Genomic DNA, 14,256 nt, shown 5'->3' with positions numbered 1-14,256 from the left:
AACCGATCCAACCGCGTCTAAGACGCGCTTCGCGTCGGTTCGCTTCGTTCCTCGCAACGACAGGGAAGAGGAAACACCATGAATATCGTCAGCCCGCTCTCGCCCGCTTCTCTCTCACCCGAACTGATCGCACGCTTCACCGCGATCGTCGGCGACAAGCATGCGCTGACCGATCCTCTCGAGCTCGAAGCCTACATCACCGAGGAGCGCAATCTGTATCGCGGCCACTCGCCGCTGGTGCTGCGCCCGGGCTCGACCGAGGAGGTGGTGGCGATCTGCAAGCTGGCGAACGAAGCGCGCGTTGCACTGGTACCGCAAGGCGGCAACACCGGCCTCGTCGGCGGCCAGACCCCGCACAATGGCGAGGTGGTGATTTCGCTGAAGCGGATGGACAAGATCCGCGAGATCGACACCTCGTCCAACACCATGACGGTCGAAGCCGGCGTCATCCTGCAGCGCGCGCAGGAGAAGGCCGCGGAGGTCGATCGGCTGTTCCCTCTGTCGCTCGGCGCCCAGGGCAGCTGCACGATCGGCGGCAACCTCTCGACGAATGCCGGCGGCACCGCAGCACTCGCATATGGCCTGGCACGCGACATGGCGCTCGGCGTCGAGGTCGTGCTCGCTGATGGACGGGTGCTGAACCTGCTGTCCAAGCTGAAGAAGGACAACACCGGCTACGATCTGCGCGATCTGTTCATCGGTGCCGAAGGCACGCTCGGTATCATCACTGCGGCAACCCTGAAACTGTTCCCGAAGCCGCGCGCCGTCGAGACCGCGTTCGTTGGGCTGCAATCGCCGGACGACGCGCTGAAGCTGCTCGGCATCGCGCAAGGAGAAGCCGCCGGCAATCTGACCAGCTTCGAACTGATCGCCGAGACCCCGCTCGACTTCTCGGTGCGCCACGCCAACAACCGCGACCCGCTCGAAGCGCGCTATCCGTGGTACGTGCTGATCGAATTGTCCTTGCCGCGCGACGATGCCCGCACCGCGCTGGAATCGATCCTCGAGCGCGGCTTCGAAGACGGCATCGTGGTAGATGCTGCGATCGCAAGTTCGGTGCAGCAGCAGCAGGCGTTCTGGAAGCTGCGCGAGGAGATCTCGCCGGCGCAGAAGCCGGAAGGCGGCTCGATCAAGCACGATATCTCAGTGCCGGTCGCGGCCGTGCCGCAGTTCATCGAACAAGCCAACGCCGCGGTTGTGAAGCTGATTCCTGGCGCCCGCCCGGTGCCGTTCGGCCATCTCGGCGACGGTAACATCCACTACAATGTCAGCCAACCGGTCGGCGCCGACAAGGCCGAGTTCCTGGCGCGCTGGCACGACGTCAGCCAAGTGGTGTTCGAGGTGGTGCTCGGACTCGGCGGCTCGATCTCGGCCGAGCACGGCATCGGCGTGATGAAGCGCGACGAACTTGCCGAAGTGAAAGACAAGACCGCGATCGAGCTGATGCGGTCGATCAAGGCCTTGCTCGACCCGCACGGCATCATGAATCCCGGCAAGGTGGTATAGCTTCAGTCGGAATGGTCCGGGTCAAACGGACGGCGCACCGAATGCCGGATGTGAATGATCCAAACCTCCGCGTTCTCGACGGAATAGTGAACGCGGTAGGGATAACGACCGACGAGGCAGCTTCACAGCGCCGGCGCTCTGGAGTTGCGCAGTCCAATATGAGGACGGTCCGCAATCAATCGGACCGTCGCCGCAACGGACTGTCGAACTCGATCGGCCGCAGCAGGATTACGCGCGCTCAAATAGTCGAGGATTTCACGAAGATCTTCGGTTGCTCGCCGGGTGAACCGGACGGTCACGCGCGGGGCGGCGACAGCAGCGCCGCAATTTCGTCGGCAGAAGCGAATTCGCCGCGACGGGCTTGAGCCAATCCTTCTTGAATCGCGGCCCACTCGTCGTCGTCAGGCTGATAGAATTCGCCCTCGCGCGCTTCCAACGCGAGCAGCAGCTGCGCCGCGTCCTCGCGGCGTGCGCGCGGCCAACTGAGTACGCGTTCCAAAATCTCTTTGACCTGCTCGTCCGTCATGGGTCGATCCTACCATGTTGGCCGCTCAGAACAACGATCCCTGCCCGCCGTCGTCGCCGGCGACCTTGACCCGCGCGGCGCGCTTCGGCGGCGCCGGCTTTGCAACGGCCGGCCGCGGAGCCTCGACCTCTTCTGCGGCGATCGGCAGGATCAGCTGCGGGTTATCGTTGGTGGTGCGGTTGACCGCGGTCGAGACCGGGTGCCAGACGAACTCGCTGTCTGCCGGGGCGCGCAGCAGCGCCATCACCGCCCCGGAGTCGGTTTCGTCGGTCTCCAGCCAGCGCGCGAAATGATCCGGCGCGATCGTCACCGGAACGCGGTCGTGCAGCTCGGCGAGGCGGCCGCGCGCCGCAGTGGTGACGATCGCTACGGTGTCGAGTTCCTCGCCGTTCGGCCCGATCCAGGTCTCCCACAGCCCCGCAAATCCGATCGGCCCGCCGCCGGCCGGGTGGATGAAATACGGCTGCTTGCGCGAACCGCCGGGTTTCCACTCGTAGTAGCCATCGGCCGGAACCAGACAGCGCCGGCGCCTGAACGCATTGCGGAATGCCGGCTTGTCCTGCACCGTCTCGGCGCGGGCATTGATCAGCAGCGAAAACGTCCGCGGGTCCTTCACCCAGGACGGGATCAGCCCCCAGCGCATCAGCCGGAACCGGCGCGCCCCCTGATCGACGATCACCACGGGAATCGGCTGGGTCGGCGCAACGTTGTAGCGTGACGGAAAATTAGGCTGGTCGGCGTAGCCAAAGAGCTGTCGGATAGCGGCGGGGGCCGAAGTGATCACGAAGCGTCCACACATGCTGTCAGGATCCGGTGGCGTGTTCAGTTCTTGTTAATTTCGGTAAACAAAAATGCCGCCGATGGCGTCGAGTGAATCCACAGCTGCACACAGTGCGCCCGCCCGATACGACGAGGCGCGCGCAGCTCAGTTTGCTGCGGCCAATATCAACCCGAAGACCGGCCTCGCGACCGACTACCTGAATCATTTCAACGAAGCCGTGATGCTGCTCGAAATGATTCCGGACATGCCGGAGTGCTCCGAAGACTTCCTGTCGTGGCATCCTCTCTCCTACGCGGAACACTTCAAGGCGTCGAATTTCAAGGCTCGTGATCTCGCGATCGAAGCCTATGACACGGCCGATCCCGGAATAAGATCGGATTTCGACGACATCACCAACAACATGACGACGATCCTCACCGCGGTCGGCGAGGCGATGCGCCAAGCCTCGCAGAATGACACCCGGGCGAAGCTGGCCGAGAGTGCGGTCGGCTGGATCAAGCCGCTGATCGGCCGCGCCGGCGGCATCATCAACGGCCAGGGCAGCGAAGCCGACGTCGACTACATCATGGCGCATTGACAGCCGTGACCGAAGCAGCCCCGGCGCAGCCGCGTCATCCGCAACTCGCCGTCAGCGCCGCGATCTTCCGCGACGGCCGACTGTTGCTGGCTCGCCGCGCGCGAGCGCCCGCCAAAGGGCTGTATTCGCTGCCGGGCGGCCGGGTCGAATTTGGTGAAACGCTGGAACAGGCGGTGGCTCGGGAAGTCGCCGAAGAAACCGCGCTCTCGATCGAGATCGTCGGGCTTGCAGGTCGCCGCGAGGTGGTGCCCTCCCCCGCCAGTGCGGCCGGGCATTACGTCATCATGGTGTTCGCCGCGCGCTGGGCGGGCGGGGAGCCGCAGCTCAACGAGGAACTGGAGGACGCGCGCTGGATCGACCCCGCCGACCTAGCCACTTTCTCGACCACCGAGGGGCTAGCCGAGCTGGTTGCGGACGCCCGCGCTCTGATTGGAACCTGATGGCGCCGCCAGGGCCCGCCGATGCCTTGCTGCGGCCGATGAAACGGCCTATCAGGCCGGCCATGCTGAAGCGTTCGCTTGCCGTGCTGATGATCCTGGCCTGCTGCGGGCTCGCGCCCGCGCGCGCCCAGGACGGCGCGGCGCCGTTCGACGCCGAATTGCAGCGGCTCGCGGAAATTCTGGGGACCTTGCATTATTTGCGCGGGATCTGCGGCGGCAACGATGGGCCGAAATGGCGCAACGAGATGCAGGCGCTGATCGATGCCGAGACCCCGTCCGGGGAGCGCCGGACCCGGCTGATCGCGGCCTTCAACCGAGGCTATAACGGATTCCAGCAGACCTACCGGACCTGCACGCCGGCCGCGACCGTGGCCGTCCGGCGGTATCTGGAGGAGGGCTCGAAGCTGTCGCGCGACCTCACCGCGCGGTACGCGAACTGACGGCTCCTGCGACCGGATTTCAACAGGGCCGTTAACCTTTCCTAAAGAACTGCCTAGGCGTTCAGCACCCGCGTGCTAACACTATCCCACCGCGCTTCGCTGGGGGAGCGCGCCGAGCATGCTGAAGTTCATGAGCCTCACGACTTACCCGACCGATCACGACGTCCAATCCGACCGAGAGCAGAAGCAAACCGCCCTCAACTATCTCAGCGAGGCATGGGCCGAAGCCCTGCACGAAGGGGTTGACGGCGATTGTCTGGCGCAAGCCAGCCTGTTCACGGCCTTCGCCGAGCTGGTCGCGACCTATGGCGAAGACGCGGTCGCAAAATTCGTCGAAGGCCTTCCCGGCCGCGTGCTCAACGGCGAGTTCTCGATCGGTCTGGCCAAGCAGTAACGCGAATCACTTCGCGAGACGGCTCAGGTCCGGGCAAATGCCTGCAGACCTTTGAACGTCAGCCGCTTCGGATCGCGGACGCCGGCGAGATAGAACCGGCGAATGAATTCGGCCACCACGGAACGGTCGTATCCGGTCAATGCGACGATCGCTTCGACCGCGGTCTTCTGAGCTTCCATCTGGAATCCCCCTTCGGCGTATCGGTCAATCGACGATCCCGGCGATCGTGCGACGCGAAATGCTGCGCCCGTTAAGTTGCTTTCCTGTTAACCAACCGTCCTGCCGCGCTCCCCGCGCGACCGAATCGTTCTGGCTCCGATCATCGCTGAAGATGATCGCGCGAGGGATACGCAAAATACCCCACCGGAGTTCCCCGGAGCCGAGGGCAAAACGACACGGCGCACAGGCTGCGGCGGACCAGCCTCAGTGGGCCGGACCGACCTGCATCGCGATCAGCTCGGCGGTCGCGGCCGACAGCGTCCAGCCGAGGTGACCGTGGCCGGTGTTGTAGAACACGCCCTTGCGGCGACCGCGGCCGACATGCGGCATCATATCCGGCATCATCGGCCGGAGCCCGGCCCATGGTACGACACGGCGCGTACTGATCCCGGGGAAGTTCCGCTCGACCCAATCGACCAACGGCCTGATTCGGTCCGATCGGATGTCGCGGTTGAAGCCGTTGATTTCGGCAGTTCCTGCGACACGAAAACGATCCGAACCGAGCCGACTGGTGACGATCTTGGCGCGCTCGTCGAGCAGGCTGACGCGCGGCGCTGCGGTCTGGTCGGACAGACTGTCGAGCTGCACGGTGATCGAATAGCCCTTCACCGGATAGATGTTCACCCGATCTCCCAGCGTCATCGCCAGATGCCGGCTCTCCACGCCGGCGCAGATCACCACCGCGTCGAAGCTCTCCTGCAGCGCGAAGCGGTCGGCAGAACCGACCGGCTCCGGTGACCACTCGACGCGGACGCCGCCGTGCCGCTCGGCCATGACTTCGGCGTTGGTGCCGAGCCGAAACTCGACGCCGGTGCGCGCGCAATGGGCGGTCAGTCCAGTCACGAACTTATGGATGTCGCCGCTGAAATCCGACGGCGTGTAGAATCCGCCATGGTACTTCCCGCTCAGCGCCGGTTCGATCGTCCGGATCTCCTCGGCGCCCACCGGCCTGCGATCGAGCCCGCCCGCCTGCAGCATTTTGTTGGACTTCGCCGCCTGCTCGAAATCATGCGCATCGTGATAGACGTGCAGGATGCCGCGGGTCTCTATGTCGAAGTCGATCGCCGCTGTCTCGGCCATGCGGAGGAGGTGCTGCCGCGCTTCGATCGCCAGCCGTGTGGTCTCGATCGAGTTCTTCTCGTAATTCCGGATGCCGACCAGAAACTCGGTCAGCCAGGAGTATTTGTGCCAGCTCGGCCTGAGGTCGAGCGACAGCGGCGCATCCTTGCGGAGCAGCCAACCGATTCCCTTCCGCACCGTCGCCCAGTTATTCCAGACTTCTGCGTTGCTCGCCGACAACTGACCGCCATTCGCGTAGGAGGTCTCCATCGCGGCGTAGCGATGGCGGTCGAACACAGTGACCTTGTGGCCGCGTTCGCGCAGGGCGAACGCCGTTGTCACGCCGGTGATGCCGGCGCCGATAATGGCGATCTTGGACATGATGGGACTCGCATCGAAGTTGATCTGGGAGTTGGTGTCGCCGAGCGAGCTCGGCAGCGGCCCCATCTGTTCGCTTTACCTGAGAGCTTAGCCGGCGATGGCCGACCTTCCCCTTCGGTGGACGCAGCTAAGCGTCTCTCTCCAGATCATTGCGCGATACAGTCCTTGTGCCTGAGAGTTTCCGGGGTGTTGCTCCTTCGGCGCCGGCCGTTCGGCCGGACTCTCCCGCATCGCGTAGCTTGTAAACTGGTAGCGTCCTCCTTTCAGTCGCGCACAATATAGATAGGACTAGACCACGCCTGGTGCCCGTCTGCAAACGTCGCACGCAGCCAGATCGGGTTGTCGCCGACGCACATTGCAATCGAACGGCGTAGTTTCAAGGCGTGTTGATCGTAACGATCAGGCTCCCGAGACAGCCGCAGCTCGCGGCCGAGCTTGCCGAGCCGATGCACGACCGGCTCATGGGTCAACTCGGCCAGCGTATGTTTGAACGTTCCGAGCGGCGTGGTGATCTCGATCACCGCATCCGTCGACGACAGCGACAGGTCGACGCCGGCGAAGTTGCCGGTGGTGATCGACTGCCACGCCAGTTCGTGCGGCGACACCTGCCGCAGCGGCCGGTCCGGATTGAAGAAGTTGATCGGCTCGAACGCCGTGATCTCGGCGCCCGCGACCTTCAACGCTCCGTCCCAGATCGTTTGCCGGGCGCGGCCACGATATTCGGCGCCGCTCCATTCGATCCGGCACCGCGTGCCGAGCGGCGACGCGGTGTGCGGACGGATGACCTCGAGCACTTCGGTGCCGCGGCGGATCTCGACGTCGAGGATCGGAGATGCCGCCTCGATGCAGAAATCGAACTCGACCGTGTCAGGGGCGCCGGTGACGATGTCGCCCATCATCACCGACGTTGCAGCAGCCTGCCGCGCGCCGGCGATGCGTAGATCGTCGGTCCACACCGTGACCGGCTGATCGAAGCAGCTCTGCACCGTCATGTGCATGCGGGAGCCCGTGGTGGCGTAGTGATGCCGCGCCTGCAGCGCGTCGAACATCGCATCGCGCGTCAGTTCCGGCAGCCAGTAACAGGTGAGGCCGCCGAGCGCGCCGAACATCGACGCGCCGGGCGGTTCGTAGCCGGGGCGGCCTTTGTGACCGTCGCTGTTAGCGACGATGCCGACACGGTAGCCGTTCTCGAACGCGTCCGCCGCCAGCCATTCGAATGTACCCCAGCTCGAATGCACCTCGACGGATCGCTCCAGCGCGTGGTGATGCGCATATTTGATATCCGCGTAGCGCCCGCCGCAATGCGCCCATACCACGGTGTCGGCAGCCTTTGGCTCCAGCGCTTCGAACAGCGCCCGCGCATCCCAGCAATCGGTGTCGGCATCACTCCGCTCCGGCACCAGCGCGTGGGAGGAGCGATGGATGACGCGATCCTCGGTGCGATAAAACACGTTGCGGTCGCCGCCGAGCGAGGTGTTGCCCGACCATTCATAGCCTGGAATGGTGACGAAGCGCCCAGGCTCGTTCCAGTCGCGCATCAGACCGTTGAGGATTTCCCAGAACTGGCCGGTGATCTGGAAATCGTTGCCCTGGTGCCCGATCGCATCAAGGAAGGCGCAGTCCCGCGCATAGGTCATGTAGTCGTGCGCCGAGCCCGAACCGATGGTTTCGCCGGACTGCGCATGCAGGTCGCCCCAATAGGGACGCAGCTTCAGCTCCGGCTCGACGACGAGCAAATTGGAGCTGGTCAGCGTGCGGCCGTCAGCGACAAGATCGACCGACATGCGGCCAGCTTGGTTCGCGCGCAGGCCCGTGATCTCCGTCGCCGGCGCAGCCGGATTGAACGGCACAGTCTGCGGCAGACCGTCGATGGCACCGCGACATAAGAGCTGAACTTGCTCGACGCCGCGCGTAGTGGTCGGGTTGCCCCACATGTCGTCGGCACGGATGCCGAGGCTGAATTCATCGCCGATCGCCCGGCAGGTGGGCAGCACCGCATGCCAGCGCGCCGCCGGTCCGGCGACGATCGGCATCACCGGCACGCTCGGCACGTCCACGAAAGTGTAGGTCGCGATCGGATCGACCAGCACGCGGAAGCCGAATTCCGGATCGACGAAGGTCTGCATCCGGATGCCCGGCCCGCGCGGGTCAGAGCCGAACTCGATACGGATGGTGTCGCCTTCTTTCATGAAGCCGGCGACGATCTTGATGTAGATAGTGCGGTCCCACGGCCGCGTGTTCTGCTTATAGTCGAACCGCACATCGAGCGTCGCGCCGTTCGAGGCCGTGACCTTGACGTAGTTCGGCGCCGCCGGATCGGTGAACTGCGGACGGCCCATGTCGGACGCGAAGCGATAGCAGATTTTCAGGCAACCTGAGTCGTCGATGCCGTAACGACCTGCCGTGTAGGTCATGGTGAAGCGCTGATAGCTGCCAGCGACGAACGGACCGGTGTTGTCGATCGTTACCGAGCCGGCATCCGCAGCCGCCACCGGCGTCACTTCCGGCATCCAGTTGGCCAGCACGGAATGGCAGGTGCGGGCGGGTGCAAGTTTTGTCGTCATGTCTGAGCCTGAAGTCTGCGAAGCGTCGAAATGAGCGGGGCGGTGCAGGTTCATCGCTGCATGCCCCAGCGGCGCACGGTGCGGCGTTCGATGGCGCGGAAGATCAGGCCGTCGACCAGAAGGCCGATGACGATCACCGTCAGCAGGCCGGCGAACACGTTGGCGGTTTCCAGCGAGTTGCGGTTTTCGAAAATGAACCAGCCGATGCCGCCGGAGCGCGAGGTCGCACCGAACACCAGCTCGGCGGCGATCAGCGTGCGCCAGGCGAAGGCCCAACCGATCTTGAGGCCGTTGAGGATCGACGGAAACGCCGCGGGGACCAGGATGCCCAAGATGTAGCGCAGGTTTCGCAGGCCGAAATTCTGCCCGGCCATCCGCAGCGTCTCGCTGACCGACTGAAACCCGGTCTGCGCATTCAGCGCCACCGCCCACAGCACCGAATGCACGATGACGAACACCATGCTGGACATGCCGAGGCCGAACCACAGCAGCGCCAGCGGCAGCAGCGCGATCGCCGGCAGCGGATTGAGCATCGCGGTCAGCGTCGCGAGCAGATCGCTGCCCCATTTGGTCGAGACCGCGAGCGACACCAGCACGCCAGCCAGCACTGCGCCGATGATGTAGCCGGTGAGCAGCACCTGGATCGAATACAGCATCCGCCAAAACAGCGGACCGTGCACGAAGGCGTCGTACAACGCCGTCAGAGACGCCCAGAAGCTCGGCAACAGCAGGTCGTTCTGCAGATACGTGGCGTAGCCCTGCCAGGCGGCGGCGAGCAGGACCAGGATCGCGCCGCGGCGGAACATCGTGTTGCTGCGCAGCCGCTCCCACAGCGGCAGCACTTTGCTGATGTCGCCGGTCTTGGCGTCGTTGGCGTCGGGTTGGCGATAGACATTGGGGCGCGGCAGCAGCGCCGATTGAGCGATGTCAGTCATGGGCGGGCTCCCCACTGTTGAACAGCATGTCTTCTATCTCGCGCTGCAGATCCTGGAATTTGCGGGTGGAGACCGCATCCGGTCCGAGCCCGGTGGCGTCGAGCTCGGCGCGGACCTGGCCGGGATGCGGCGACAGCACCAGGATGCGCGTGCCGATGATCAGTGCTTCTTCGATCGAGTGGGTGACGAACAGCATCGTGAACGCCGTCTCGTCCCACAGCCGCAGCACTTCGAGCTGCATCGCGCGGCGCGTCAGCGCATCCAGCGAGGCGAACGGCTCGTCCATCAGCAGCATCGCCGGCTCCATCGCCAGCGCCCGTGCAATGGCGACGCGTTGCTTCATGCCGCCGGACAGCATGTGCGGATAGGCGTCGGTGAATTTCGCCAGGTTGATCTTCTCGATGCACTGAAGTGCACGGCTACGGATTTCCGACTTGGGAAAGCGGCGGCTGACCTGCATCGGATACATCACGTTCTCGAGCACGGTCTTCCACGGCAGCAGCTGGTCGAACTCCTGGAACACCATCATCCGGTCCGGACCGGGCTCGGTAATTTCCTTGTTGGCCAGCCAGACGCGCCCCTCGGCCGGCGGCAGGAAGCCACCGACGCATTTCAGCAAGGTGGATTTACCGCAGCCCGACGGCCCGAGCAGCACGAACCGGTCGCCGACATGGACATCAAACGACACCCGCCAGGTCGCCGTCACCAGATGGTCCGGCGTTTTGTATTGCAGCGTGACGTCGCGCGCCGACAGCAGAACCTCGGATGCGGCAGTCGTTGGATCGGCCGGGCGGGCTGGCGTAGTCATCAGCATGTCCGTGGGGTCATTGAGCTCGGAACGAAGGGCGGCGGCGGGCATCAGCTGCCCTTCTCGTTCTTCATGGTGTCGAAGAAGTAATCCTTCCACGACGCCGGCGCCGACTTCAGGATGCCGGTGCGCTGCATGAAGCCCGCCATCGGCATCGTCGCCTTGGGCACGACATCGAAATCGTATTCGGGGGATGCCAGGATGGTCTCGATCAGCTTGCGGTCGGTCTTGTCGTTGGTGACCGCGAGATACTCGTCGATCGCCTTGGCGCGATCCGTTGCGATCAGCTTGACCGCCTCGCGTTGGGCTTCGATGAAGGCTTCCACCAGCTTCGGATTGCCGTTCACGAAATCAGACTTCGCGTAGGCCACGCTGAAGGTCGACGGACCGCCGAGGATGCTGAACGAATCCGCTACCTTGTGAATGCCGGGCTGCATCAGCGCCCGCTCCTGGAACGGCGAGGTCGCCATGTAGCCGGTGATGCCGCCGGCCTTGGTGGTCAGCGCCGCGTAGGCTTCCGGATGCGCCATCGCCACCTGGATGTCGTCGAGCGCGTTGGCCTTGCCGGCGCCGAACGCCTCTTCGACGCCCATGTTGAGGACGATGGCGTTGATCGAGATCTTCACGCTCGCCACCGCGATGCGGTCCGCCGGGGTGAAATCCTTGATGGTCTTGACGTTGGGATTGTTGGTCAGCAGATACATCGGCGCGGATGCGACCGCCGACAGGCCCTTGACCTTGTAGTTGGTCTTGGTGCGATCCCACAGCGTCAGCAGCGGCGCTAGGCCGGCGGAGGCGACCTGCACCGAGTCCGACAAGAGCGCATCGTTGAGCGGCGATCCGCCGCCAAGCCGCAGATACTCGACCTTCAACGGCACGCCCTTTTCGGCGGCCTTCTTTTCCCAGAGCTTGTCGTGCTCCATCACAATCAGCGGCAGATAGGCGAGACCGATCTGGGTCGCGACGCGCACCTGGCCGAGTTCCGCACGCGCTGCCGTGCTGGCGAACAGCCCGGCGAGCAGCTTCAGCCCCAATCTGCCGACCGATCTGGTTTTCATGTCCGCACTCCCGTGATAAGCGTTGCCGATGAGCAAAGACTAGTGTGCTGGTTGACCAGCACACAAGATCATTTTTCAGGCGGATGAGTTCCGCAAATTGGGCGGTTTCCCGCAGGATCAGCGGGGGTGTGCAAGGAAATGAGGCGGTCGATGACTGGCATGGCAGCAGAAGTCGGGGACATCCGGCAGCGCCTGAACGAGACGCAGCAGCCGCTCTACGTGTCGCTGTCCAACCTGCTGGAGACCGAAATCTACGAAGGCCGCTGGCCGACCGGCGGGCAATTGCCGACCATTGCCGAACTGTCGGAGCGTTACGACGTGGCGCGGGTCACCATCCGTCAGGCGCTCGGCGTGCTGTCGGCCAAGGGGCTGATCGTCGCGATCCAGGGCAAGGGCACTTTCGTGGCCGACCAGGTCAAGCCGCGGAAGACGATCGCTCTGGATTCGGATTGGAACTATCTCTTGTCGACGCTGGACGGCAACAGTGCCGAGTCGATCGAGGTGGTGAAGAGCTGCGCGCTGCCGCCCGCCGTCGACGAGCCGGAGAAGCATTTCAAGGACTACCGCTACATGAAGCGGATCCATCGCGCCTATGACGAGCCGTATTGCGTCAACGACGTGTATCTGGCCAACGATTACTACAACCGCGATCCGGACACCTTCGATCGCCAGATGATCATCCCGCACTTGACGAAAGTGTCACGCGCCAAGCTGAAGCGAATGAAGCAATCGGTCCGCATCACCTCGGCCGACCTCGCGGTCGCCCGACACTTGGGGATTCCGGTGAACGCGCCGGTCGCGGAGGTGCGGCGGTTGATCACCAACCGCAAGGACGAGATCGTGTTCTACTCGACCGGTCTCTACCGCGGCGATCTCGTGGTGTTCAACACCACGATCGACGTGCCGGGGTAGGCTTTCGGCGGTTTTCACACGCGAAGTCCTCATCCTGAAGAGCCGCGGCATTGCCCGCAGGGCGAAGCCGAGGCGTCTCGAAGGATGAAGCCACAGGGTGCATGCGGCGCATGGTTCGAGACGCCCGGGCTACTCTCTTCGAGCTCCGCAGGCTCCTCACCATGAGGCTGTACTTATTATGCGCGCCTACGGCTTCAGCGTCTCCAGAAACCGCACCGGCTCGCCGCGCGACGGGGTGGTCAGTTCGCCCTGCCACATCACCTTGGCGCCTCGCACGAAGGTGCCGACCGGCCAGCCAGTGACGCGCACCCCGTCATACGGCGTCCAGCCGGCGCGCGAGGCGACCCAGTCGTTGGTGATGGTCTCGCTGCGCTTGAGATCCACCACCGTGAAGTCGGCATCGAAGCCCGCGGCGATGCGGCCCTTGCAGGCGATGTTGAACAAGCGCGCCGGGCCGGCGCTGGTGAGATCGACGAAGCGCGCCAGCGACAGCCGGCCGGCATTGACGTGGTCCAGCATGGTCGGCACCAAGGTCTGCACGCCGGTCATGCCCGAGGGTGAGGCCGGATAGGTCTTGGCCTTTTCTTCCAGCGTATGCGGCGCGTGATCGGAACCGAGCACGTCGACCACGCCCTGCGCCAGCCCGTGCCAGATGCCGTCGCGGTGCCAGGCATCGCGCACCGGCGGATTCATCTGCGCTTTGGTGCCGAGCCGCTCGTAGCACTCCGGCGCCACCAGCGTCAGATGATGCGGCGTCACTTCGACCGACGCGACATCCTTGTGCTCACGCAGAAACTCCATCTCCTGCCGGGTCGAGACGTGCAGCACATGGATACGCTTGCCGGTCTCGCGCGCGATCGCGACCAGCCGCTGCGTCGCCTGCAAGGCTGCAACGTCGTCGCGCCACACCGGATGCGACCGCGGATCGCCCTCGATCCGTTCGCCCTTGCGATCGTTGAGGCGATACTCGTCCTCGGCGTGAAACGCGGCGCGGCGCTGAATCACCGACAGGATGCGCTTCAGGCTCGGGTCGTCCTCGACCAAGAGGCTGCCGGTCGACGAGCCGATGAACACCTTGACGCCGCAGCAGCCGCGGGCGCGCTCGAGCTTTGGCAGGTCTTCGACATTGTCGCGGGTGCCGCCGATGAAGAACGCGAAGTCGCAGTGCATGCGATGCTCGGCGCGCTTCACCTTGTCGGTGAAGGTCTCCTCGGTGATGGTCAGCGGATTGGTGTTCGGCATCTCGAACACCGCGGTCACGCCGCCCATCACGGCGCTGCGCGAGCCGGTTTCGAGATCTTCCTTGTGGGTGAGGCCGGGCTCGCGGAAATGCACCTGGGTGTCGATCACGCCCGGCAGGACGTGCAGGCCGCGGCAATCGATCGTTTCGCCGGCTTTTTCGGCGCCGAGCGAGCCCAGCGCAGCGATGCGGCCGTCCTTGATGCCGATGTCACCGACGCCTTCGCCGTCCTGGTTGACGATGGTGCCGCCCTTCAGAATGGTGTCGAATGTGCCAGTCATGACGTCCTCGGGTGCCCGTTTTGGAGCGAAACGGCGCGAGTCTTGCTAAGCCTTGTTGACCAGCGCCCGGCCGCCTACTTTGAGATGTCTTAGTCGGCCGGACCGTTAACGCAAGGATGTTTCCGGCCGGCGTCA

The 14,256-nt window shown here is 64.4% G+C and carries 16 protein-coding genes and 1 riboswitch; of the genes, 6 read left to right on the top strand and 10 right to left on the bottom strand.

Going from position 1 to position 14,256, the window contains the following annotated elements:
- The first annotated feature begins 78 nt into the window (after positions 1-78).
- The gene (locus DNX69_RS21295; RefSeq protein WP_110787993.1) at positions 79-1,506 is read left to right on the top strand and encodes an FAD-binding oxidoreductase; all 1,428 of its coding nucleotides are present in this window, start codon (positions 79-81) and stop codon (positions 1,504-1,506) included.
- Between the two features lie 122 nt (positions 1,507-1,628).
- On the opposite strand, the gene DNX69_RS26920 is transcribed toward DNX69_RS21295, so the two are convergent.
- From DNX69_RS26920 to DNX69_RS21285, 3 genes are read right to left on the bottom strand one after another with little or no spacing between them, the layout of a single operon-like run.
- Positions 1,629-1,805, bottom strand: a complete 177-nt coding sequence (locus tag DNX69_RS26920; protein ID WP_165825306.1) for a type II toxin-antitoxin system RelE/ParE family toxin — start codon at positions 1,803-1,805, stop codon at positions 1,629-1,631.
- Positions 1,802-2,032 carry a hypothetical protein gene (locus tag DNX69_RS26140; RefSeq protein ID WP_133256034.1) on the bottom strand — a complete coding sequence of 77 codons (231 nt, stop codon included), beginning with the start codon at positions 2,030-2,032 and terminating at the stop codon, positions 1,802-1,804. Before DNX69_RS26140 ends, DNX69_RS26920 begins: the two co-directional genes overlap by 4 nt.
- Before the next feature lie 25 nt (positions 2,033-2,057).
- Complete coding sequence (locus DNX69_RS21285; protein ID WP_110787991.1) at positions 2,058-2,831, bottom strand: SOS response-associated peptidase; 774 nt, start codon at positions 2,829-2,831, stop codon at positions 2,058-2,060.
- 52 nt (positions 2,832-2,883) lie between these two features.
- Here DNX69_RS21285 and DNX69_RS21280 point away from each other — a divergent pair, with 52 nt between their 5' ends.
- From DNX69_RS21280 to DNX69_RS21265, 4 genes are all read left to right on the top strand, one after another.
- Positions 2,884-3,390: a hypothetical protein gene (locus tag DNX69_RS21280; RefSeq protein ID WP_165825305.1), complete on the top strand. Its 507-nt coding sequence runs from the start codon at positions 2,884-2,886 to the stop codon at positions 3,388-3,390.
- Complete coding sequence (locus DNX69_RS21275) at positions 3,387-3,830, top strand: NUDIX hydrolase (RefSeq protein WP_110787990.1); 444 nt, start codon at positions 3,387-3,389, stop codon at positions 3,828-3,830. The genes DNX69_RS21280 and DNX69_RS21275 overlap by 4 nt, the downstream gene beginning before the upstream one ends.
- Positions 3,831-3,892: 62 nt before the next feature.
- Complete coding sequence (locus DNX69_RS21270; RefSeq protein WP_110788207.1) at positions 3,893-4,270, top strand: TIGR02301 family protein; 378 nt, start codon at positions 3,893-3,895, stop codon at positions 4,268-4,270.
- 130 nt (positions 4,271-4,400) lie between these two features.
- On the top strand, positions 4,401-4,664 hold the full coding sequence (locus DNX69_RS21265) for a hypothetical protein (RefSeq protein ID WP_110788206.1): 264 nt from the start codon (positions 4,401-4,403) through the stop codon (positions 4,662-4,664).
- A gap of 23 nt (positions 4,665-4,687) precedes the next feature.
- Here DNX69_RS21265 and DNX69_RS26380 read toward each other — a convergent pair whose 3' ends face one another.
- The 6 genes from DNX69_RS26380 to DNX69_RS21240 form a co-directional block, all read right to left on the bottom strand.
- Complete coding sequence (locus DNX69_RS26380; protein WP_165825304.1) at positions 4,688-4,843, bottom strand: hypothetical protein; 156 nt, start codon at positions 4,841-4,843, stop codon at positions 4,688-4,690.
- A 244-nt stretch (positions 4,844-5,087) separates the two neighbouring features.
- The gene (locus DNX69_RS21260; RefSeq protein ID WP_110788205.1) at positions 5,088-6,323 is read right to left on the bottom strand and encodes a D-amino acid dehydrogenase; all 1,236 of its coding nucleotides are present in this window, start codon (positions 6,321-6,323) and stop codon (positions 5,088-5,090) included.
- 149 nt (positions 6,324-6,472) lie between these two features.
- A riboswitch (glycine riboswitch) is annotated at positions 6,473-6,561 on the bottom strand.
- 25 nt (positions 6,562-6,586) lie between these two features.
- On the bottom strand, positions 6,587-8,887 hold the full coding sequence (locus DNX69_RS21255; RefSeq protein WP_165825303.1) for a DUF3604 domain-containing protein: 2,301 nt from the start codon (positions 8,885-8,887) through the stop codon (positions 6,587-6,589).
- A 50-nt stretch (positions 8,888-8,937) separates the two neighbouring features.
- The gene (locus DNX69_RS21250) at positions 8,938-9,822 is read right to left on the bottom strand and encodes an ABC transporter permease (protein WP_110787988.1); all 885 of its coding nucleotides are present in this window, start codon (positions 9,820-9,822) and stop codon (positions 8,938-8,940) included.
- Positions 9,815-10,630, bottom strand: coding sequence for an ABC transporter ATP-binding protein (locus DNX69_RS21245; protein WP_110788204.1), 816 nt, complete (start codon positions 10,628-10,630; stop codon positions 9,815-9,817). The genes DNX69_RS21250 and DNX69_RS21245 overlap by 8 nt, the downstream gene beginning before the upstream one ends.
- A gap of 50 nt (positions 10,631-10,680) precedes the next feature.
- Entirely contained in the window at positions 10,681-11,688 is a 1,008-nt protein-coding gene (locus DNX69_RS21240; protein WP_110787987.1) for an ABC transporter substrate-binding protein, read from the bottom strand.
- A 150-nt stretch (positions 11,689-11,838) separates the two neighbouring features.
- Here DNX69_RS21240 and DNX69_RS21235 point away from each other — a divergent pair, with 150 nt between their 5' ends.
- Complete coding sequence (locus DNX69_RS21235) at positions 11,839-12,600, top strand: GntR family transcriptional regulator (protein ID WP_165825302.1); 762 nt, start codon at positions 11,839-11,841, stop codon at positions 12,598-12,600.
- Positions 12,601-12,786: 186 nt separating this feature from the next.
- On the opposite strand, the gene DNX69_RS21230 is transcribed toward DNX69_RS21235, so the two are convergent.
- Positions 12,787-14,121 carry a dihydroorotase gene (locus tag DNX69_RS21230; RefSeq protein WP_110787985.1) on the bottom strand — a complete coding sequence of 445 codons (1,335 nt, stop codon included), beginning with the start codon at positions 14,119-14,121 and terminating at the stop codon, positions 12,787-12,789.
- Positions 14,122-14,256: the final 135 nt, after the last annotated feature.

The sequence above is a fragment of the Rhodopseudomonas palustris genome, assembly GCF_003226555.1.
GTDB classification, from domain to species: domain Bacteria; phylum Pseudomonadota; class Alphaproteobacteria; order Rhizobiales; family Xanthobacteraceae; genus Rhodopseudomonas; species Rhodopseudomonas palustris_I.
Note: the sequence above shows the minus strand (reverse complement) of the source record. Positions and strands in the feature narration are given on the sequence as shown.

What these genes read in the sequence shown, in the direction of transcription:
- DNX69_RS21295 (WP_110787993.1), top strand. Translation starts at nt 79, where the DNA reads ATGAATATCGTCAGCCCGCTCTCGCCCGCTTCTCTCTCACCCGAACTG.
- DNX69_RS26140 (WP_133256034.1), bottom strand. Translation starts at nt 2,032, where the DNA reads ATGACGGACGAGCAGGTCAAAGAGATTTTGGAACGCGTACTCAGTTGG.
- DNX69_RS21285 (WP_110787991.1), bottom strand. Translation starts at nt 2,831, where the DNA reads ATGTGTGGACGCTTCGTGATCACTTCGGCCCCCGCCGCTATCCGACAG.
- DNX69_RS21280 (WP_165825305.1), top strand. Translation starts at nt 2,884, where the DNA reads ATGCCGCCGATGGCGTCGAGTGAATCCACAGCTGCACACAGTGCGCCC.
- DNX69_RS21270 (WP_110788207.1), top strand. Translation starts at nt 3,893, where the DNA reads ATGCTGAAGCGTTCGCTTGCCGTGCTGATGATCCTGGCCTGCTGCGGG.
- DNX69_RS21265 (WP_110788206.1), top strand. Translation starts at nt 4,401, where the DNA reads ATGAGCCTCACGACTTACCCGACCGATCACGACGTCCAATCCGACCGA.
- DNX69_RS26380 (WP_165825304.1), bottom strand. Translation starts at nt 4,843, where the DNA reads ATGGAAGCTCAGAAGACCGCGGTCGAAGCGATCGTCGCATTGACCGGA.
- DNX69_RS21260 (WP_110788205.1), bottom strand. Translation starts at nt 6,323, where the DNA reads ATGTCCAAGATCGCCATTATCGGCGCCGGCATCACCGGCGTGACAACG.
- DNX69_RS21255 (WP_165825303.1), bottom strand. Translation starts at nt 8,887, where the DNA reads ATGACGACAAAACTTGCACCCGCCCGCACCTGCCATTCCGTGCTGGCC.
- DNX69_RS21250 (WP_110787988.1), bottom strand. Translation starts at nt 9,822, where the DNA reads ATGACTGACATCGCTCAATCGGCGCTGCTGCCGCGCCCCAATGTCTAT.
- DNX69_RS21245 (WP_110788204.1), bottom strand. Translation starts at nt 10,630, where the DNA reads ATGACTACGCCAGCCCGCCCGGCCGATCCAACGACTGCCGCATCCGAG.
- DNX69_RS21240 (WP_110787987.1), bottom strand. Translation starts at nt 11,688, where the DNA reads ATGAAAACCAGATCGGTCGGCAGATTGGGGCTGAAGCTGCTCGCCGGG.
- DNX69_RS21235 (WP_165825302.1), top strand. Translation starts at nt 11,839, where the DNA reads ATGACTGGCATGGCAGCAGAAGTCGGGGACATCCGGCAGCGCCTGAAC.
- DNX69_RS21230 (WP_110787985.1), bottom strand. Translation starts at nt 14,121, where the DNA reads ATGACTGGCACATTCGACACCATTCTGAAGGGCGGCACCATCGTCAAC.